Annotated in this window: 17 protein-coding genes, 20 tRNA genes and 1 rRNA gene; 9 read left to right on the top strand and 29 right to left on the bottom strand. The window is 50.6% G+C overall.

Annotation, left to right across the window (positions count from 1 at the left end; translation table 11 throughout):
• The first annotated feature begins 97 nt into the window (after positions 1-97).
• From IC21_RS12745 to IC21_RS12755, 3 genes are read left to right on the top strand one after another with little or no spacing between them, the layout of a single operon-like run.
• On the top strand, positions 98-1,105 hold the full coding sequence (locus tag IC21_RS12745) for an ABC transporter substrate-binding protein (RefSeq protein WP_029142609.1): 1,008 nt from the start codon (positions 98-100) through the stop codon (positions 1,103-1,105).
• Positions 1,106-1,142: 37 nt separating this feature from the next.
• Complete coding sequence (locus IC21_RS12750) at positions 1,143-1,913, top strand: ABC transporter ATP-binding protein (RefSeq protein ID WP_019720653.1); 771 nt, start codon at positions 1,143-1,145, stop codon at positions 1,911-1,913.
• Entirely contained in the window at positions 1,900-2,706 is an 807-nt protein-coding gene (locus IC21_RS12755; RefSeq protein WP_029142608.1) for an ABC transporter permease, read from the top strand. Before IC21_RS12750 ends, IC21_RS12755 begins: the two co-directional genes overlap by 14 nt.
• Positions 2,707-2,721: 15 nt before the next feature.
• Here the strand turns inward: IC21_RS12755 and ytkD are convergent, their stop codons facing one another.
• Positions 2,722-3,186: an RNA deprotection pyrophosphohydrolase gene (gene ytkD, locus IC21_RS12760; RefSeq protein ID WP_026104708.1), complete on the bottom strand. Its 465-nt coding sequence runs from the start codon at positions 3,184-3,186 to the stop codon at positions 2,722-2,724.
• Positions 3,187-3,355: 169 nt separating this feature from the next.
• Between ytkD and IC21_RS12765 the strand changes: the two genes are divergently transcribed.
• Entirely contained in the window at positions 3,356-3,604 is a 249-nt protein-coding gene (locus IC21_RS12765) for a DUF6154 family protein (protein ID WP_013860030.1), read from the top strand.
• A 70-nt stretch (positions 3,605-3,674) separates the two neighbouring features.
• On the opposite strand, the gene IC21_RS12770 is transcribed toward IC21_RS12765, so the two are convergent.
• A complete protein-coding gene (locus IC21_RS12770; protein ID WP_017554001.1) occupies positions 3,675-4,124 on the bottom strand; it encodes a Dps family protein in 450 nt (149 codons plus the stop codon).
• 116 nt (positions 4,125-4,240) lie between these two features.
• Here IC21_RS12770 and yidD point away from each other — a divergent pair, with 116 nt between their 5' ends.
• From yidD to IC21_RS16385, 4 genes are all read left to right on the top strand, one after another.
• Positions 4,241-4,477, top strand: coding sequence for a membrane protein insertion efficiency factor YidD (gene yidD, locus IC21_RS12775; RefSeq protein WP_017554000.1), 237 nt, complete (start codon positions 4,241-4,243; stop codon positions 4,475-4,477).
• Positions 4,478-4,595: 118 nt separating this feature from the next.
• On the top strand, positions 4,596-4,718 hold the full coding sequence (locus IC21_RS16775) for a DUF4021 domain-containing protein (protein ID WP_142236798.1): 123 nt from the start codon (positions 4,596-4,598) through the stop codon (positions 4,716-4,718).
• Between the two features lie 120 nt (positions 4,719-4,838).
• The gene (locus tag IC21_RS12780; RefSeq protein WP_029142607.1) at positions 4,839-5,729 is read left to right on the top strand and encodes a metal ABC transporter solute-binding protein, Zn/Mn family; all 891 of its coding nucleotides are present in this window, start codon (positions 4,839-4,841) and stop codon (positions 5,727-5,729) included.
• A 60-nt stretch (positions 5,730-5,789) separates the two neighbouring features.
• Positions 5,790-5,948 carry a DUF1540 domain-containing protein gene (locus tag IC21_RS16385; RefSeq protein ID WP_073193867.1) on the top strand — a complete coding sequence of 53 codons (159 nt, stop codon included), beginning with the start codon at positions 5,790-5,792 and terminating at the stop codon, positions 5,946-5,948.
• A gap of 265 nt (positions 5,949-6,213) precedes the next feature.
• On the opposite strand, the gene menC is transcribed toward IC21_RS16385, so the two are convergent.
• The 6 genes from menC to IC21_RS12810 form a co-directional block, all read right to left on the bottom strand.
• A complete protein-coding gene (menC, locus tag IC21_RS12785) occupies positions 6,214-7,317 on the bottom strand; it encodes an o-succinylbenzoate synthase (RefSeq protein ID WP_013860037.1) in 1,104 nt (367 codons plus the stop codon).
• A complete protein-coding gene (locus IC21_RS12790; protein WP_013860038.1) occupies positions 7,314-8,768 on the bottom strand; it encodes an o-succinylbenzoate--CoA ligase in 1,455 nt (484 codons plus the stop codon). The genes menC and IC21_RS12790 overlap by 4 nt, the downstream gene beginning before the upstream one ends.
• A 388-nt stretch (positions 8,769-9,156) precedes the next feature.
• Positions 9,157-9,975: a 1,4-dihydroxy-2-naphthoyl-CoA synthase gene (menB, locus tag IC21_RS12795; RefSeq protein WP_013860039.1), complete on the bottom strand. Its 819-nt coding sequence runs from the start codon at positions 9,973-9,975 to the stop codon at positions 9,157-9,159.
• A 40-nt stretch (positions 9,976-10,015) separates the two neighbouring features.
• Positions 10,016-10,819 carry a 2-succinyl-6-hydroxy-2,4-cyclohexadiene-1-carboxylate synthase gene (gene menH, locus IC21_RS12800; RefSeq protein WP_019720646.1) on the bottom strand — a complete coding sequence of 268 codons (804 nt, stop codon included), beginning with the start codon at positions 10,817-10,819 and terminating at the stop codon, positions 10,016-10,018.
• Positions 10,816-12,561 (bottom strand): 2-succinyl-5-enolpyruvyl-6-hydroxy-3-cyclohexene-1-carboxylic-acid synthase, encoded by a 1,746-nt coding sequence (gene menD / locus IC21_RS12805; RefSeq protein WP_029142606.1) that lies wholly within the window; start codon positions 12,559-12,561, stop codon positions 10,816-10,818. Before menD ends, menH begins: the two co-directional genes overlap by 4 nt.
• A gap of 1 nt (position 12,562) precedes the next feature.
• Positions 12,563-13,915, bottom strand: coding sequence for an isochorismate synthase (locus tag IC21_RS12810; protein ID WP_234969577.1), 1,353 nt, complete (start codon positions 13,913-13,915; stop codon positions 12,563-12,565).
• 244 nt (positions 13,916-14,159) lie between these two features.
• On the opposite strand from IC21_RS12810, the gene IC21_RS12815 reads away from it, so the two are divergent.
• On the top strand, positions 14,160-15,083 hold the full coding sequence (locus tag IC21_RS12815; RefSeq protein ID WP_019720644.1) for a 1,4-dihydroxy-2-naphthoate polyprenyltransferase: 924 nt from the start codon (positions 14,160-14,162) through the stop codon (positions 15,081-15,083).
• Between the two features lie 156 nt (positions 15,084-15,239).
• On the opposite strand, the gene IC21_RS12820 is transcribed toward IC21_RS12815, so the two are convergent.
• The 21 genes from IC21_RS12820 to rrf form a co-directional block, all read right to left on the bottom strand.
• Positions 15,240-15,311, bottom strand: a tRNA-Glu gene (locus tag IC21_RS12820).
• Between the two features lie 5 nt (positions 15,312-15,316).
• Positions 15,317-15,408 (bottom strand) — tRNA-Ser (locus tag IC21_RS12825).
• Between the two features lie 3 nt (positions 15,409-15,411).
• Positions 15,412-15,486: transfer RNA gene (locus tag IC21_RS12830), tRNA-Asn, on the bottom strand.
• Positions 15,487-15,491: 5 nt separating this feature from the next.
• Positions 15,492-15,565, bottom strand: a tRNA-Ile gene (locus IC21_RS12835).
• A gap of 4 nt (positions 15,566-15,569) precedes the next feature.
• Positions 15,570-15,643 (bottom strand) — tRNA-Gly (locus tag IC21_RS12840).
• A gap of 7 nt (positions 15,644-15,650) precedes the next feature.
• Positions 15,651-15,723 (bottom strand) — tRNA-His (locus IC21_RS12845).
• Between the two features lie 24 nt (positions 15,724-15,747).
• Positions 15,748-15,823, bottom strand: a tRNA-Phe gene (locus IC21_RS12850).
• Positions 15,824-15,831: 8 nt separating this feature from the next.
• Positions 15,832-15,904 (bottom strand) — tRNA-Asp (locus IC21_RS12855).
• A gap of 2 nt (positions 15,905-15,906) precedes the next feature.
• Positions 15,907-15,980 (bottom strand) — tRNA-Met (locus IC21_RS12860).
• A gap of 16 nt (positions 15,981-15,996) precedes the next feature.
• A tRNA-Ser gene (locus IC21_RS12865) sits at positions 15,997-16,089 on the bottom strand.
• Between the two features lie 24 nt (positions 16,090-16,113).
• Positions 16,114-16,190: transfer RNA gene (locus tag IC21_RS12870), tRNA-Ile, on the bottom strand.
• A 13-nt stretch (positions 16,191-16,203) separates the two neighbouring features.
• Positions 16,204-16,277: transfer RNA gene (locus IC21_RS12875), tRNA-Met, on the bottom strand.
• Positions 16,278-16,292: 15 nt separating this feature from the next.
• Positions 16,293-16,368, bottom strand: a tRNA-Ala gene (locus IC21_RS12880).
• A gap of 16 nt (positions 16,369-16,384) precedes the next feature.
• Positions 16,385-16,461 (bottom strand) — tRNA-Pro (locus tag IC21_RS12885).
• A gap of 13 nt (positions 16,462-16,474) precedes the next feature.
• Positions 16,475-16,548: transfer RNA gene (locus IC21_RS12890), tRNA-Arg, on the bottom strand.
• 17 nt (positions 16,549-16,565) lie between these two features.
• Positions 16,566-16,651: transfer RNA gene (locus IC21_RS12895), tRNA-Leu, on the bottom strand.
• Between the two features lie 12 nt (positions 16,652-16,663).
• A tRNA-Gly gene (locus IC21_RS12900) sits at positions 16,664-16,735 on the bottom strand.
• Positions 16,736-16,751: 16 nt separating this feature from the next.
• Positions 16,752-16,833, bottom strand: a tRNA-Leu gene (locus IC21_RS12905).
• A 12-nt stretch (positions 16,834-16,845) separates the two neighbouring features.
• Positions 16,846-16,921: transfer RNA gene (locus IC21_RS12910), tRNA-Lys, on the bottom strand.
• A 171-nt stretch (positions 16,922-17,092) separates the two neighbouring features.
• A tRNA-Val gene (locus IC21_RS12915) sits at positions 17,093-17,165 on the bottom strand.
• 8 nt (positions 17,166-17,173) lie between these two features.
• Positions 17,174-17,289 (bottom strand): 5S ribosomal RNA (rrf, locus tag IC21_RS12920).
• Positions 17,290-17,583: the final 294 nt, after the last annotated feature.

Raw genomic sequence — 17,583 nt, forward strand, 5'->3', positions numbered from 1 at the left:
GTGTGACAACGATTAGGTGTAAATCAAATACCTATGAAATTTGGAGAATATGCGAGTAAATGAGAGATAATTGAACTTTATTGAAGGAGGTTGCATGATGAAAAAGTGGCTCAAATCCGGATTCACGCTTCTGCTTGCCGTATTGCTTGCATTCAGTTTAAGCGCGTGCGGGAGTAAAGGTTCAAAGAAAAAAGCATTGCAAAAAGTGCGGGTTGCCGAAGTGACGCGTTCCGTCTTTTACACCCCGCTTTATGTCGCGCTTGCGAAAGGCTATTTCAAAGAGGAAGGGCTTGATATTAAGCTGGCGACCACATGGGGCGGGGACAAAACGATGACTGCCCTGCTTTCAGGGGGAACCGATATTGCGCTCGTCGGATCGGAAACGTCCATCTACGTATACAAACAAAAAGGGGCAGACCCGGTTATCAATTTTGCGCAGCTGACGGCGACAGACGGAACATTTCTCGTCTCGCGCAAAAAAATCGGCCATTTTTCGTGGGATATGTTGAAAGGCACCACTTTTCTCGGCCAAAGGAAAGGCGGAATGCCGCAGATGGTCGGCGAATATGTCCTGAAAAAGCACGGCATTGACCCGCACAAAGACACGAAGCTGATCCAAAACATCGATTTTGCCAATGTCGCCAATGCTTATGCATCCGGCACAGGGGATTTTGTCCAGCTGTTTGAACCGACCGCATCCACAATGGAAAAAGAAGGAAAGGGTTATATTGTGGCTTCTTTCGGCAAAGAATCCGGCAAAGTGCCGTACACCACCTTCATGGCAAAGCAAAGCTATTTGAAAGAACATGAAAAAACAGCGGTGAAATTTGTCCGCGCCCTGCTGAAGGCCGGAAAATGGGTGCAAAAAACCGATGCGGAAACGGTCGCAAAAACAGTCCATCCTTATTTTAAAGACACGAATACCGATATGCTCGCCTCCTCTATTGAACGGTACCGCAGCCAGGGCTCGTTTAGCAGCGATATGATTTTAACCAAAAGCGGCTGGAACACGCTCCAGGACATCATGAAAGAAGCCGGCGAACTCGACCATACTGTGCCGTACGACAAACTGGTCAACGCATCCATTGTGAAAAAAGCAAAATAACGGAAAGGGGGTGCGCCCCTTCAGGCGGGCAGCACATATGCGTTTTTTGACCGTTCAAAACGTCAATCACACCTATTTTACGGCTAAACAGGCCACAAAGGCGCTTGAAAACATTTCGTTTCAAATGGAGGAAGGCGAGTTTGTCTCGCTTTTGGGCCCGAGTGGCTGCGGAAAAACAACGCTGCTTTCGATTCTTGCAGGGCTTCTGCAACCGACTGCGGGGATTGTGCGGATTGACGGCAAATTGCCAGGTTCCCGGCAATCTTCCATCGGCTATATGCTTCAGCAGGACTATTTGTTTCCGTGGAAGACGATTGAAGAAAACATCATGATCGGGCTGAAATTGGAAAAACGGCTGAATCCGGCGTCAAGAAAACATACACTCCGCCTATTGCAAACGATCGGCCTTGCCGGCACTGAAAACCAATACCCGCGCCAACTTTCGGGGGGAATGCGGCAGCGGGCGGCACTTGTGCGGACGCTCGCGGTCGATCCGAAAATCCTGCTGCTGGATGAACCGTTTTCCGCCCTTGATTTTCAGACGAAATTAAAACTGGAGGACCTGGTATTTGACACGCTGAAGCAATTCCATAAAACAGCAGTGCTTGTCACGCACGATATCGGCGAAGCCATTGCGATGAGCGACCGGATCCTGCTGTTGGCGTCAAAACCCGGCAGGCTCCATAAAATTTTTGATGTGCCAGAAGAGCTGCGCCGCCTCCGCCCGTTTGAAGCGCGGAGCCGGCAAACCTATTCCGAACTTTTCAACGACATATGGAAGGAGCTGGAGTCCCTTGAAAACAGCTGAAAATACAACGCTCCGGCATGAAGATTACCTTGCCGCGATACGCAAAGAAAAACGCCGGGTCCGCTTTTTCCAGCTTTTCATTTTAATTGTCTTTTTCTGCCTTTGGGAACTGGCGAGCCGTCTCCATTGGATTGACCCGCTCATTTTCAGCTCCCCGTCCAAAGTGTGGGCGTTATTGGTGGCAAAGTTGGAAGACGGCTCGCTTTACGTCCATTTGGGGATTACCGTTTTTGAAACCATCATGGGCTTTATCCTCGGGACTGTGCTCGGCGCGGCACTTGCCGCCGTTCTTTGGTGGTCGCCGTTTTTATCAAAGATTCTTGATCCGTATCTCGTCGTCCTTAACGCCATGCCGAAAGTAGCGCTCGGTCCGATTTTAATTGTCAGCATGGGCCCGGGATTCTCTTCTATTGTTGCCATGGGCGTCATTATCTCCGTCATTGTGACAACCATCGTCATTTATACGGCGTTCCGGGATGTGGACCCGAATTACACGAAAGTGCTGCACTCGTTCGGCGCCTCCCGTTTACAGGTGTTCCGGGAAGCCATTTTCCCGGCATCGATTCCTGTGATCATTTCCACGCTGAAAGTCAATGTCGGGCTTGCATGGGTCGGGGTCATTGTCGGCGAGTATCTCGTATCTTCAAAAGGGCTCGGCTACATGATCATCTATGGTTTCCAGGTGTTTAATTTTACGCTCGTCATGCTTTCGATGATCCTGATTGCCATTGTGGCAACCATGATGTACCAGCTTGTCGGCTGGCTGGAGAAAAAGCTGGCAAAAGACAGATGAGGGTTCCCCCCATTCTTATTTTTCAAGATGCCTGAGCGCTGTTTCGACAACCCCGTCTTTCATGAGAAAACTGAATGACGGGGACTGCAATTTTTCAACAAGATTCCCTTCCACAACAACAGGCCCATCCGTTTCCAAATAGTCGTGTTTGGGTTCAAGCCGGCCGATGCCCGCGTAAAAAACTGCCTTTACAAACGGCCCGCGCGCCTGATCACAGACGCAATACTCCCCGATATATTGAAGGTTTTCCGGAATACCGCCCGTTTCTTCATACAGCTCGCGTCGAGCCGCTTCCCGGACCGTCTCGCCCGCTTCCCTTTTTCCGCCGGGAAACTCAAGCCCCCGCTTCGGATGCCTTGTCAAAAGCCAGTTTCCGCGGTAGCGTGCGAGCACGAGCACATGCTGCGGCTCTATGGAAAAAGCATTTTTTTCAAAAATAAGTGTAACTGGGTTGCCGTTCAAATCTGTAAACCGGTACACATCAAATCCCTCCTGTTCTTCATTATACGCAAGCGGGTGCAAAAATTGGCGAAATTTTTATTGAAACCTCTTGTATTTTTCGAGGTACATCGCGTAAAAATAATCATAAAATGTTTAAAAAGGCCCCATTGCGGATAGTGAATAAGAAATAAATAAAGGAGGAGACGGCATGAGGCTAGTCGATGAATTGTTTGAGCTGTACCGGGACCGGCTGACGGGGGATGAAGAAGACTTGGACGCCATTTCTGCAGCGGTCGTCGAAAATTACAACCGGAAAGACCTGCTTGGGATTGTGCGCGAAATGAGCACAGCCGAACTGGAACATTTTATCGGATTATACATACTGGAGACACTGAAAGATAAATTTTCCGATTACGCAGGCTTTGACGCTTACCCGACAACAAAATATTTGCAGTAATAAAGGCTGTTCCGCTTTGGCGGGACAGCCTTTATGGCGGGGGCCGGCCAGTTTCGCACCCCGCTTTTAATTACCGCTTTCCAAGAAAGGCGTTCAGCATCCAAATGTTTTTATCAAGCGTTTCCTGGATGTTGGTAAGCATGTCGGCGGTTGCGTCATCGCCAATTCTGTTGGCGAGCCCGATCGCTTCCTCTAGTTCTTTCGCGATCATCGCAAAGTCGTTGGCAGTCGCCTGCACCATTTCCTCTGTGCTCTCATTGCCGCTTGCTTCCTGTACCGAGGACAATTCAAGGCTTCCTTTCAATGTCGCCACCGGATTGCCGTTTAAAGCGAGAAGACGTTCAGCCAGTTCATCGAGATAGTCATTTGCAAGATTGTACAATTCTTCAAATTTGGCGTGAAGGCTTAAAAAGTTCGGCCCTTTCACATACCAATGGTAGTTGTGCAATTTGGTATAAAGTACTGTCCAATTGGCAACCTGCTTATTTAAGATTTCCTTTAATTGTTCGTTTTCTGCCATGTTTGATCAACCTCCTGCTTTGTTTGTACCCTTTTTCCGGGCCTTCAAACATCCAATCATATGTTGCACATCTTTTTTGAAAACATGCTAAAATAAACGAAGAAAGGGGCAGATCGATGCTGAAGTTCATTTTCATTAAACTGATCCGTTTGTATCAACTTGCGATTTCCCCGCTGTTTCCGCCAAGCTGCCGGTTTCAGCCGACCTGCTCGAATTACGGGCTTGAAGCGGTCAAACGGTTCGGCGCACTCCGCGGCGGCTACCTGGCAATCAGAAGAATTTTAAAATGCCACCCATTCCACGCCGGCGGGTATGATCCCGTTCCGGACCAGTGGCCGGTGAAAAAACATTGAACGTCTGGTTAATTCCTCCGGGCCGGTGAAAAAACAAACCATTTTGCATTCAAACCGCAAGCCTCCCCCCGTATACGTTTCCCATTTCGGGAAAACGCTACAGGTGGAGGCGTTTTGTATGGAAGAGAAAAAAGAGCAGCAAAAAAAGGGCGACGATTTCGGCGCTGACCCCCACGAACAGACCATGAACGGCGCTTACGGCATGCTTGAAACCGAAGAAGAAGAAGATAAAAAAGATTAAGGGGCAGCATTTGCTGTCCCTTAAAAATTTTTCTTGCCATATAAAGCGGATTTTAGTAATATATTTTTTGTGAGTAAATCGTAATCATTACGAATTAAACAAAGAAAGGAATCGTCCGCTTTGAAAAAACTTTTTCCCGTACTACTCGCTTTTACCATGCTGTTTGTTACGGCATGTACAAACAAACAGGAAAGCAAGCAGGATCATAAAATTTCGGTTTATACCACCGTCTATCCACTGGAATATGTTACACAGCAAATTGGCGGAAAGTATGTGACGGTAAAAACGATTTATCCGCCGGGCACGGATGAACATACATACGAACCGTCACAGAAAGATATCCTGAAGCTCGCCGATTCCGACTTTTTCTTTTACATCGGGCTCGGGCTTGAAGGCTTTGCGAGCAAGGCAAAACAAGTGCTCGAAGGCCAGAATGTGAAAATGATGGCACTCGGAGACCGGCTTCCTGTTCCGGATAAAACAAATGCAAAAGCCGATCCGCATGTCTGGCTCGACCCCATTTACGTCAAGCAAATGGCCGGCATGATTACAACACAGCTTTCAAAAAAAATGCCGGAGCAAAAAGCGTATTTTAAGAAAAATTACGATCAGCTGGCAAAGAAACTGGACCGGGTCAATGCAGCATACAAACAGGCGGTATTAAAGTCAGACAACAAAGAAGTTGTCGTTTCCCACGCAGCATACGGCTACTGGGTAAAACGGTACGGCATCAAACAAATTCCGATCGCCGGGCTTTCCACTTCGGATGAACCGTCGCAAAAACAGCTGGAGAACATTATCCAAAAAGTAAAACAGGACCATATTTCCTACATCGTGTTTGAAAAAAATGTGCCTTCCAAAATTGCGAAAGTGGTCCAACAGGAAACGAATACAAAAGCGGTTTACATCCACCATCTCGGCGTCCGGACGAACGAAGAAATCAAAGCGCATAAAGATTACTTTACATTGATGGACGACAATTTAAAAGAATTGGAAAAAGCTTTGCAGTAATGGTTTGCCGCACGCTGCAGAAACTAAAAGCGTACGGCATGTTTTAAGGGGGTGTCCCGCATGGCAAAAGATGTGTTATGCGAAGTCAGGAACTGTGTGTTCTGGGAGGAGGGCAATCTTTGTTCTGCCGAGGAAATTTACATCGTGAGCCATACAGGAACCCGGGCTGAAAACCAGCAGGAAACCGATTGTAAAACGTTTGAATCGATGTTTTCATGAAACCTGGCATGAAGGGCCATTTCACTGATAAGACACTTGAATGAAAAAACCTCGAGCTTCCAGCCGTGTGGGCTGATTTCATTTTCAAAATCGATGTTTTATAAAAAAAAACCAAGCGTTCACCTGTAAAGGCCAATTTCACTTATCAGTCATTTGAATCGAATGTCTTCATGAAAAGATCTCGAACGTCCAGCCGTAAAGGCACTTATAAGACATTCGAATCGATGTTTTCACGAAAAAACTGCCGTCTTGTGCGGCAGTTTTTTCATATCGTTTCGGTATATGTCCGGATTTTTTTTACATAGGCGCGGTCGATCTCAAACCCGGTTCCCGGTCTGTCCGGCAGGCGGATTTGCCCGTTTTCCGCCGTGATTTCCGGTTCAATGATATCTTTTTCCCAAAACCGGCTGGATGAAGAAATATCGCCCGGAATCGTAAAGCCCGGCAAAGAGGCGAGCGCGAGGTTAAAGGCGCGCGATACGCCAAATTCGATCATGCCGCCGCACCAGACCGGAATGCCACGGGATGCACAAAGGTCATGGAGCCGGATCGCCGGATAGAGCCCGCCGACCCGCCCAATTTTAATATTGAGCGCCCGGAAGCTGCCGAGCCGGAGCGCGCTTTCCGCATCATGATATGTTACGATGCTTTCATCCAGACAAACCGGCGTCTCCAGCTGCTTTTGCAATGCCGCGTGCTCCACAATATCATCGGCGGCAAGCGGCTGTTCAATCATCAGGAGCCCGTACCGGTCGAGCCTTTTCAAACGCGGCGCATCCGCCAGCGTGTACGTGGAGTTCGCATCCGCCATCAGCGTGAGATCAGGAAATGCATCCCGGATTTCGCGGACAAACGCTTCATCATGGCCGGGCTTGATTTTGACTTTCACCCTTTTATAGCCCTCATCAACAAACGCCCCGATTTGCCGGAGCGCATCCGCTGTATCATGGCTGCCGACCGCAACGCCGGCATCCACGCGGTCCCGTGCGCCCCCGATTAACCGCCAAAGCGGCTTTTGCTTCTTTTTCGCATACAAATCCCAGATAGCCGTTTCGATTGCCGCCTTTGCCATATGATTGCGCCGGACGGACCGGAACCGGCCGCTCACTTCTTTTGGGTGTGCAACCGGCTTTTCCCGAAGAAGCGGGACGAGCACATCTTTCAGCATGTGAAAGCATGTCTGCACCGTCTCTTCTGTGTACCACGGGGTTGAAAATGCAACAGCTTCCCCGAAACCGGCCACCCCTTCCTTATCTAATACTTCAAGCAGGATTGCTTCCCGCTCCGTTACTTTTTCGAGCGCATTTTCAAACGGGGACTTAAGCGGCATTTTGATCACAGAAAGCGATACTTTTTCAATCCCGATCATGACGGCAGCAGCTCCAGCAGCTTCCTGCGCACCAGCTTATTCGATGCATTCCGAGGCAGCGCGGGAACGGCATACACTTTTTTCGGAATTTTAAATTTTGCGAGCCGCGTTTCGCAAAAAGCCTGCAGCTCCCTCTCCCGGACTGCCCTTTTTGTGACAATAAACGCAGCCGGCACCTGGCCCCACTTTTCGTCCTCCACGCCGATGACCCCGGCTTCAAGAATATCCGGATGGGCAAGGAGCACCTCTTCAATTTCAGCCGGATAGATATTTTCGCCGCCGGAGATGATCAGATCGGAGCGCCTGTCCAGTACGTATAAAAAGCCTTCATCATCCAGATAACCGATATCGCCGGTGAAAAACCAGCCTTCCCGGAAACTTTTCCGGTTCGCATCCGGGCGGTTCAGATAACCGATTGTCACGTTCGGCCCTTTTACCGCAATTTCCCCGTGTTCAAACGGCCCGCACACTTTGCCATCGGAAACAATCCGAATTTGCGCCGGGAATAACGGTTTCCCCGCCGACCCGATTTTTCGCAGACTGTCTTCCGGGGCAAGCGTCACGGTTTGCGAGGCCGTTTCGGTCATGCCGTATGACTGAAAAACCGGGATATTCTTTTCGGCACACGCTTCAAGCAGCGGGCGCGGCGCCGGCCCCCCGCCGAGCAGGAGGCAGCGGAAGTTCGGATGAAGGCTGTCGTGTCCGAGTTCACGAAGCAAACGCTGCAGCATGTTGGCCACAACCGACATCGTTGTAATGCGGCCGGACTTCAGCAGTTTGGCCGTCTCTTTTTCATCAAATTTTTCCATTAAATAAACCGTCATGCCATAAAAAACAGAACGCATCAGGATCGAAAAACCGCTGATATGAAAAAGCGGCACTGCGCACAGCCACGTATCGTCTTCCCGCACGCCGAGATTGAGCGCAGAACCGGCGGCGCTCCACCAGTGGTTGCCGTATGTTTGCAGGACGCCTTTTGGTTTGCCAGTTGTGCCGGATGTGTACATGATCGAGCAGACATCCCCGAGTGCAAACTCCGCACGTTCTTCGTAGCCCGCAGCCGGCAAATCGCCAAGTGCTTCGCTTTGAATCACGGTTGCTGTTTCGTTTAACACTTCTGTTTTTTCTCGGAACGCTTTTTCTGTAATCAGCCATTTCGCGCCGCTGTCGGTGAGCTGGTACTGCATTTCCGCCGTCGTTAAACGGTGGTTGAGAAAAAGGGTGCGGACACGGAGCTGCTGCAGCGCATGGAGAATGGCTACCGTTTCCGCGCGACTGTTTAAAAGGACCGCTGCCGTATCTTCCGCCTGCATGCCGCAGCCGGACAGCTTCCGCGCCAATTCTTTCGCCTTCTCGTACAGCCCGGCAAACGTCAGACTTTCGCCTTGACTGACGAGCGCAATCCGGTTCGGCGTTAAATATGCGCGCTGTTTTAAAAAATTGGGTAGCATAACATCACCTGAATAAATGGGTTTTAGATCTTTGAATCAAGTTTGCAAAGATTGGGCAACGGGACAGCTGGCGGGATGTGTCTGCGGATTATCTGAATGGGCCCTCCAATCGGACAATTCGCGCACCCCCTCCCGCTCTTTTGTCTATTTAGACGGGCTGATGGATCAGTTTCCCGGTGGAGGCACGCCATTTTGTCCAATTGGAGGCTCCAATTGGACAATTCACAGGGGATTAACCGCCCTTTTGTCTGATTGGGTGCTCCAACCGGTTTATGCAGCTTTTCCCCGCCCAGTTTCAACAATTGGGGTTTTTCTTGGCCCATAGCGGGAACTGCCGGGCTTCCGAAAAAAATTCAGGCTGCCTCAGTTGAGACAGCCCATTTTCCAATCACGGGAAACGCGGGAACTGGCCGAAGTCTGGTTTGCGTTTTTCCTTGAATGCATCGCGGCCTTCTTTTGCTTCGTCCGTTGTGTAATACAAAAGGGTTGCATCGCCCGCAAATTGCTGGAGGCCGGCAAGCCCGTCCGTATCAGCATTGAATGCGGCTTTCAGGAAACGGATCGCCATTGGGCTTTTCTCAAGGATTTCCTCCGCCCATTTGATCGTTTCTTCTTCCAGTTTTTCATAAGGCACGACTGCGTTGACAAGCCCCATTTCCAACGCTTCCTGCGCGTTGTACTGGCGGCACAAATACCAGATTTCGCGCGCTTTTTTATGGCCGACGATCCTTGCAAGGTAACCTGCGCCGTAACCGCCGTCGAAGCTGCCAACTTTCGGTCCGGTCTGGCCGAAAATGGCATTGTCGGCCGCAATCGTCAAATCACAAACCACATGCAGCACATGCCCGCCGCCGATCGCATAACCTGCTACCATGGCAATGACCGGTTTCGGAATCACACGGATCAAACGCTGCAAATCAAGCACGTTCAGACGCGGAATATTGTCGCTGCCCACATAGCCGCCATTGCCGCGCACTTTTTGGTCGCCGCCGGAACAAAAGGCCTTTTCCCCCATACCGGTTAAAATAATGACCCCGATATTGGCATCATCGCGCGCCCGTGAAAACGCATCATACATCTCGGTTACCGTTTCCGGCCGGAAAGCATTGCGCACATGGGGACGGTTAATCGTAATTTTGGCAATGCCATTATAGGATTCATATAAAATATCTTCATACTCATGCTCAGTTTTCCATTCAACTGCCATGATGATTCCTCCTTTTTTATGTACATTTTACGACAATTTATCAACAATTTTTTAAAAATCCCTTTACCATTGTACCAAACTTTTTCGGATCTTCCACATGAATTGCATGGCCGGCATGCGGAAAAATAATTTTTTTGGCATTCGGGAGCCGCTCTTCCATCTCTCCGGCAATCTGGCAAAACTTGGCATCCCATTCGCCAGTTGCAAGCAAGACGGGGAAATGAAGTTCAGAGAGTCTTCCCCACCATGATGGCTGCGCGCCTGTCCCCATGCCGCGCAGGCTGTTCGCCAAACCAGCCGGGTCATTTTCAAGGCGCTGTTTGCGGATTTTCCCCCGCACCCCAGCCGGCAACTGTTTCTGTGATGCAAACAGCGGGAGATTTTCCCAATGGCTGACAAATGCTTCAATGCCCCCGGCCAAAATCCGTTCCGCCAGCTGTTCATCCCGCTCTCGCCGCGCCAGCCGTTCCGCTTCCGTTTTCAAGCCGGGAGACGCGCTTTCCAGTACAAGTTTATCTACCATTTGCGGATACCGGACGGCAAACGTAAGCGCCAGCCGCCCGCCCATCGAATAGCCGAGGACAGACGCCCGGCGGATGCCAAGCGCCTGAAGCACCGCACGCAAATCAGCGGCAGCTTTTGTAATGTCATAGCGGCCGGGATCATCCGGTTTTTCGGTTTTGCCGTGGCCGATGATATCCACCACAATGCAGCGGAATTCGTCCCGCAGCATCGCAACCGTATCATTCCAGGTATTCCCATTTCCTGTAAAACCATGAAGCAGCAGCAACGGTTCCTTGTCACCAGCCGTTTCTACATGGTATTCTAATCCGTTAATTCTCATTGTTGCTCACCTTGAAAATACCGTTCCATTTCCCGGGAAACCTGTAACCAGATTTTCCGGTGGCTTTCGACATTTTTCGCCCGGTTTGTCCGGACTTCAATCACCTGCAGCCCGCCTTTATAAGCAAAAAGCGCCGCCCGAAATTGATCCCAGTTTTGAGGCTGGACGTAGCTCCCGCCATACATTTTAACCGCATATTCAAATGCGAGGTCCGTCGGCGTGCCGAACAGCTGCTCAAATTTTTCCGGCTCATCCGCCTGGGGTAGGAAAGAAAAAATGCCCCCGCCGTTATTGTTGATCAAAATCACACAAAGATTGAGCTTGTGCATCTTCGTCATCAACAGGCCGTTTAAATCATGGAAAAAGGACAAGTCGCCGATCAGCAAAAAGGCTTTGCCGCATCCCGCGCTAACGCCGGCCGCACTAGACACAACGCCGTCAATGCCGTTCGCGCCACGGTTTGCCAGAATCCGGATCTTTTTATCTGTTGCCTGGAAAAATGTGTCGACATCCCGGATTGGCATGCTGTTGCCGACAAAAAGCGTGCTGCCATCCGGCAAAGCAGCAGCAAGTTCGGTTACCGTTTTTCCTTCATCAAAGGTTTCTTCCGCCTCCAGCGAAGCTGTAACAATCTGCCGCGCTTGCTGATTCAATTTTCGCCACATGGCAAACCATTCCGAAAACGGGTTCATCACAATTGCATTTGATAATTTTTTACAAAACTCAATTTCATCCGAATAAACAACCGTTGTTCCCCGCTTCACGGGATCTCTCCAGCCGTTTCCGCCATCAACAATATAATGGGCGGCTGTTTTCACTTTTTTCAGCAGAAGGGTCAGCGGTTTGGAAACCGGCATGGCGCCGAAACGAATCACAACATCCGGTGCAAGGCGGCCGGACCATTTCGGATCTTTCAGCAAGGAATCATAATTTTCAATGATCCTTTCTTTCCCGTGCCGGCCGCTCCGCAGTTGTGACAACGGATCTGCCAGCACCGGGTAACCCGTTTTTTCGCTGAGCGCCACAACCGCCTCCGCAAAGCCAGGAATATCCATCGGCCCACAAATGATCAGGCCCCGGTCCTTTTCCCGGATCTCTTTTGCCGCGATTTCAACCGTTTCTTCTGAAAGCTGCAGGGTGCCGGAAAAATTTTCAATTGCCGCTACCGGTACTTCGCTGGCAAAAGGAGACGGCTTAAGAACCGGAACAAGCGGCTCGCGCAACGGAAAATTAAGATGCACGGGGCCCGCCGGCTGCTGAAGAGACGTTACTACTGCCCTGGCCGCCGTCTGCCGGACAAATTGAAGCACTTCTTCCCCTGCTTCCGGAAGCGGCATTTCCTCAAACCACTTGACATGGGTGCCGTACAGACGGATCTGGTCAATGGCTTGCGGGGCACCGACATTGCGTAGTTCATGCGGCCGGTCTGCCGTCAGCACAATGAGCGGCACGCGTGAAATATTGGCTTCCGCAACCGCCGGATAATAGTTGGCGGCAGCCGTGCCAGACGTGCATAAAAGCACAACCGGTTTGCGTTTTTCTTTTGCAAGCCCGAGCGCAAAAAAAGCGGCTGACCGTTCATCAATATCCATGTAAATTTGAAAATCCGGGTGTTCTGCTAACAACATCGCAATCGGCGTCGACCTTGACCCGGGGCTTACCACCGCATAGCGGATCCCCATCGCGGACAATTGCCGGATAAAAGCTGCCAAATAAGTTGTCATGATCTCCTGGTGTTCCACTCTATTTGCCTCCTAATGCGCGCAGCATCGGGGTAAATTTGACGCTTGTTTCTTTATATTCTTCTTCAGGTTCCGATTCCTTAACGACACCGCATCCGGCATAAAGGGATGCATGGTCCCCCTTTAACAGCCCGGAGCGGATGCCGACGCAAAATTCGCCGCTTCCCCTGTAATCCACCCAGCCGATCGGCGCGCCGTATAAACCGCGGTCCATTTTTTCAAGAAGCCGGATCGCTTCCATGGCCGGCTGCCGCGGAATACCGCCAAGTGCCGGCGTCGGATGGAGCGCCTTGACCAACTGAAAAAGGGTGGTGTTCTTGTCTTTCACTGTCCCGGTAACCGGGGTGTACAGATGCTGGATATCGCGCATCCGCATTAAAACAGGCGCACCCGGCACATTCAGCCCGTTGCAAAAAGGTTCAAGCACCTGCCGAATCATGGATACGACAAAACCATGCTCACTTAAATTTTTCTGATCCGAAAGCAGCGCTTTTCCAAGTTCCAAATCCTCCGCCTCATTGCGGCCGCGTTTGATCGAACCGGCAAGGCACGTCGATAAAATATGCCGGCCCGTTTTTTTTACCAGCCTTTCCGGCGAAGCCCCGATAAAACTTTCACTGCCTTCTTCCAGTACAAATAAGTAGCTGTCATTTTGCTGGGCGGAAAGCGCCGCAAGCACCGCATCCGGGCTCGTCACGCCGTCAAAAGCAAGCTCCAGTTTTCTTGCCAGGACAACTTTGTCCATTCTCCCTTCCCGGATGAACTGCACGGCTGTTGCGACACTTTTTTTCCATTCGTCCGCACCCATTTCCTGTACAGCTTTTAAAGGCGGAAGTGCAGGGAAAGCTGTACTGCCGTTTAAAAGGCTTCGTGCAGTTTTCTCCGCTTCCTGCACGCTCTCTGTTCCGCCGCATCCGTTTACCGTAAGAAAGACGGCATCTTTTTTAAACGTGAAAAGAATCTGCGGCACGCGGAAAATGCCTTGGCCAAATGTTTTCCACTCCTGCTTGGCAACCGTCCCGTCAAACGCAAAACCGCCGAAAAGCACAGGCCCTGTTCCGGTTTCCGCGGTTTCCGGATAAACTTCGCCCGCCCCCTTCAAATTTCGCCATTCGTCTTCCATTTGGGCAAAACCGTCAGAGGCTGTGACCGTACAGGACCAGACGCGGCCAAAACCGACAAATACAGTTTCGCGATTCTTATCCTGCCAAAAAAACCGGCTGCCGTAAAAACGTGCGGCACCCGCTGTAAAAAGGCGGAGCGGATCCGGTGCAGTGCGGCATTTTATGACTTTGCTTACCAGTTTTAATGCCGGCGCCGTTTTTTCTTTCATTAATATATCCTCATTAGCCAAAAGATCTCCTCCAAACCTCTCTTGCTTTTTGCCGGTCCATCTATCACAGTTTTCGTATGAAAACTTAACATTTTTATGAACATACCTCATCTATTATATAAAATTTGCCGGTTAAATTCAGCAAAACGGCTTAAAATAAGATTGTCAACCAAATACATTGACACATGGGCCTGATTTCCCTAAACTTTAAATGTACTAATTTCGCCATATTTCTATAAGAATAGCATAAAAGGAGAGTAAGAAGATGAATGCGCAATCTTCTCCAGCAATCGGCCCTGACAAAGGCTGGCGGATCTGGTGGCAATTGACACGGCCCCATACCTTAACGGCCGGTTTTGTTCCTGTCATCCTCGGGACAGTACTGGCTTTAGGCATTGCCCGCATCAATCTGCTGCTGTTTGCTGCAATGCTGGTTGCAACCCTGTTGATTCAGGCAGCAACCAATATGTTTAATGAATATTACGATTACAAACGCGGCCTTGATACCGAGCACTCCGTCGGGATCGGCGGGGCAATCGTCAGAAACGGCATCAAACCGAAAACGGTGCTCCACCTCGCCTTTGCTTTTTTCGGCGCAGCCATGCTGATCGGCGTTTATATTTGCTCGCAAAGTTCCTGGTGGATTGCTGTAATCGGCTCTGTCTGCATGCTTGTTGCGTATCTTTATACTGCAGGGCCTTTTCCAATTTCATCGACGCCGCTCGGCGAACTGATTTCCGGCTTTTTTATGGGTGTAATCATTATATTAATATCGTTTTTTATCCAAACAAAAACGATCACATGGCCGATTGTATTTGTTTCGATTCCGATTATGATTTTAATCGGCGCTATTATGCTGTCGAACAATATCCGCGATCTGGACGGCGATAAAGCAAATGGCAGAAAAACGATTGCCATTCTGCTCGGCCGGAAAGGGGCCATCCTGCTTCTGGCCGTGATGTTTGCCCTTTCCTACCTCTGGATGGCTGGCCTCGTTTTGTTCGGTGTTGTAACCCCGTGGGTACTGCTCGTTTTTGTCAGCACACCGAAGCCGGTCCGGGCCATTAAAGGCTTTATTGGAAAAAGTGAACCGTTGCAAATGCTGCCTGCCATGAAAGCAACCGCACAGACAAACACGATTTTTGGTTTGCTATTATCCATCAGTTTTTTAATTGACCATTTTATTTGAAAAAACGGCGGAGTGTTGCACTCCGCCGTTTTTTTGCGCTTTTCCCGCACCGGGGCCCGGAACCTCTGGCGGGATGCAAAGAGGTTTGCAGAAGTGAAAAAACACGCAAAAAAAAAAGCTGCTCCGGCAGTTTTCGGAACAGCTTCGTGACCAGTATGACCCGTACGGGATTCGAACCCGTGTTACCGCCGTGAAAGGGCGGTGTCTTAACCGCTTGACCAACGGGCCAGAAATGGCGGAGAAGGAGGGATTTGAACCCTCGCGCCGCTAATCGCGACCTACACCCTTAGCAGGGGCGCCTCTTCAGCCACTTGAGTACTTCTCCATATGGCTCCGCAGGTAGGATTCGAACCTACGACCGATCGGTTAACAGCCGATTGCTCTACCACTGAGCTACTGCGGAATAGATGGGCCTAAATGGACTTGAACCATCGACCTCACGCTTATCAGGCGTGCGCTCTAACCAGCTGAGCTATAGGCCCAAAGTGGAGCGGGTGATGGGAATCGAACCCACGACAACAGCTTGGAAGGCTGTGGTTTTACCACTAAACTACACCCGCATCAAAGGGCGGATGATGGGAATCGAACCCATGAATGCCGGAGCCACAATCCGGTGCGTTAACCACTTCGCCACAACCGCCATATATTTTTCATTGAAAACCAATGGTGGCTCGGGACGGAATCGAACCGCCGACACAAGGATTTTCAGTCCTTTGCTCTACCGACTGAGCTACCGAGCCAAAACAAGCGGTCCCGACGGGAATCGAACCCGCGATCTCCTGCGTGACAGGCAGGCGTGATAACCGCTACACCACGGGACCAATTGCGGGGGCAGGATTTGAACCTGCGACCTTCGGGTTATGAGCCCGACGAGCTACCAGACTGCTCCACCCCGCGATGATAAATAATGAAATGGCGGAGGAAGAGGGATTCGAACCCCCGCGCGGTGTAACCCGCCTGTCGGTTTTCAAGACCGATCCCTTCAGCCAGACTTGGGTATTCCTCCGTATGATAAGCAAAAAATAAAAAATGGTGGACCTTGTAGGACTCGAACCTACGACCGGACGGTTATGAGCCGTCTGCTCTAACCAGCTGAGCTAAAGGTCCGATATACGAAATATAGCGGCGGAGGGGATCGAACCCCCGACCTCACGGGTATGAACCGTACGCTCTAGCCAGCTGAGCTACGCCGCCGTTATTTGACCTGTTTGGTGGAGCCTAGCGGGATCGAACCGCTGACCTCCTGCGTGCAAAGCAGGCGCTCTCCCAGCTGAGCTAAGGCCCCACTATGATCATCTTCATGGTCGGGAAGACAGGATTTGAACCTGCGACCCCATGGTCCCTAACCATGTGCTCTGCCAAGCTGAGCTACTTCCCGAAAGAGGAATAAGCGCGCCCAAGAGGAGTCGAACCCCTAACCTTTTGATCCGTAGTCAAACGCTCTATCCAATTGAGCTATGGGCGCATTTGTCATGGTACTGATGCCGAGGACCGGAGTCGAACCGGTACGGTAGTCACCTACCGCAGGATTTTAAGTCCTGTGCGTCTGCCAATTCCGCCACACCGGCGGGATAAAATGAAGCGGAAGACGGGATTCGAACCCGCGACCCCCACCTTGGCAAGGTGATGTTCTACCACTGAACTACTTCCGCATATCGTGCTAAACAGTGCGGGTGAAGGGAGTCGAACCCCCACGCCTTGCGGCGCCAGATCCTAAGTCTGGTGCGTCTGCCAATTCCGCCACACCCGCGGATAAGATAAATGGTGAGCCATGCAGGATTCGAACCTGCGACCCTCTGATTAAAAGTCAGATGCTCTACCAACTGAGCTAATGGCTCATATTCCGATAACGACATTACTTGTCACAAAGAAAATTATACTATATTGGGTTAAATATGTACATATCTATTTTCTTTCAGGATTCCCGCAAGTATGGTGCCGGTCACAAGGCAGTATCCCCGAACTTCCGATAGAAAGCCGGTTGCCCCTGAACCGGGATGGCATAAAAATGGAGGATGACGGGATCGAACCGCCGACCCTCTGCTTGTAAGGCAGACGCTCTCCCAGCTGAGCTAATCCTCCGTATTATGGCCCGGCAACGTCCTACTCTCGCAGGGGGAAACCCCCAACTACCATCGGCGCTGGAAAGCTTAACTTCCGAGTTCGGGATGTGTTCGGGTGTGACCTTTCCGCCATCATCACCGGACCTGTATTTTATTTTGGGATGTGTTCCCTGAAAACCGGATGGGAGAAAAAACTGTAAACGGAGAATAGCTTTGGTTTCTAACTTTGAAAATTGTCCAGCTCCGGTGCCTAGCCCCTCGAGGTCGAATCACCTGCCCGCCACGGAGCCAAAAGACGGCTCCGTGCCGGTCATAACATTCGCTTGTCGGGGCTAAACAAGGCACCCTCGCTTTTCGTGGTTAAGTCCTCGATCGATTAGTATCCGTCAGCTGCACGCGTCACCGCGCTTCCACCCCGGACCTATCAACCTGATCAT

Source organism: Heyndrickxia coagulans DSM 1 = ATCC 7050, from assembly GCF_000290615.1.
Classification (GTDB): Bacteria; Bacillota; Bacilli; order Bacillales; family Bacillaceae_C; genus Weizmannia; species Weizmannia coagulans.

Coding starts and splice junctions, on each gene's coding strand:
- IC21_RS12790 (WP_013860038.1), bottom strand. CDS start 8,768: ATGCTACCCAATTTTTTAAAACAGCGCGCATATTTAACGCCGAACCGG.
- yidD (WP_017554000.1), top strand. CDS start 4,241: ATGCTGAAGTTCATTTTCATTAAACTGATCCGTTTGTATCAACTTGCG.
- IC21_RS16385 (WP_073193867.1), top strand. CDS start 5,790: ATGGCAAAAGATGTGTTATGCGAAGTCAGGAACTGTGTGTTCTGGGAG.
- IC21_RS12750 (WP_019720653.1), top strand. CDS start 1,143: ATGCGTTTTTTGACCGTTCAAAACGTCAATCACACCTATTTTACGGCT.
- menH (WP_019720646.1), bottom strand. CDS start 10,819: ATGAGAATTAACGGATTAGAATACCATGTAGAAACGGCTGGTGACAAG.
- menC (WP_013860037.1), bottom strand. CDS start 7,317: ATGATCGGGATTGAAAAAGTATCGCTTTCTGTGATCAAAATGCCGCTT.
- menB (WP_013860039.1), bottom strand. CDS start 9,975: ATGGCAGTTGAATGGAAAACTGAGCATGAGTATGAAGATATTTTATAT.
- IC21_RS16775 (WP_142236798.1), top strand. CDS start 4,596: ATGGAAGAGAAAAAAGAGCAGCAAAAAAAGGGCGACGATTTCGGCGCT.
- IC21_RS12770 (WP_017554001.1), bottom strand. CDS start 4,124: ATGGCAGAAAACGAACAATTAAAGGAAATCTTAAATAAGCAGGTTGCC.
- IC21_RS12815 (WP_019720644.1), top strand. CDS start 14,160: ATGAATGCGCAATCTTCTCCAGCAATCGGCCCTGACAAAGGCTGGCGG.
- IC21_RS12765 (WP_013860030.1), top strand. CDS start 3,356: ATGAGGCTAGTCGATGAATTGTTTGAGCTGTACCGGGACCGGCTGACG.
- IC21_RS12745 (WP_029142609.1), top strand. CDS start 98: ATGAAAAAGTGGCTCAAATCCGGATTCACGCTTCTGCTTGCCGTATTG.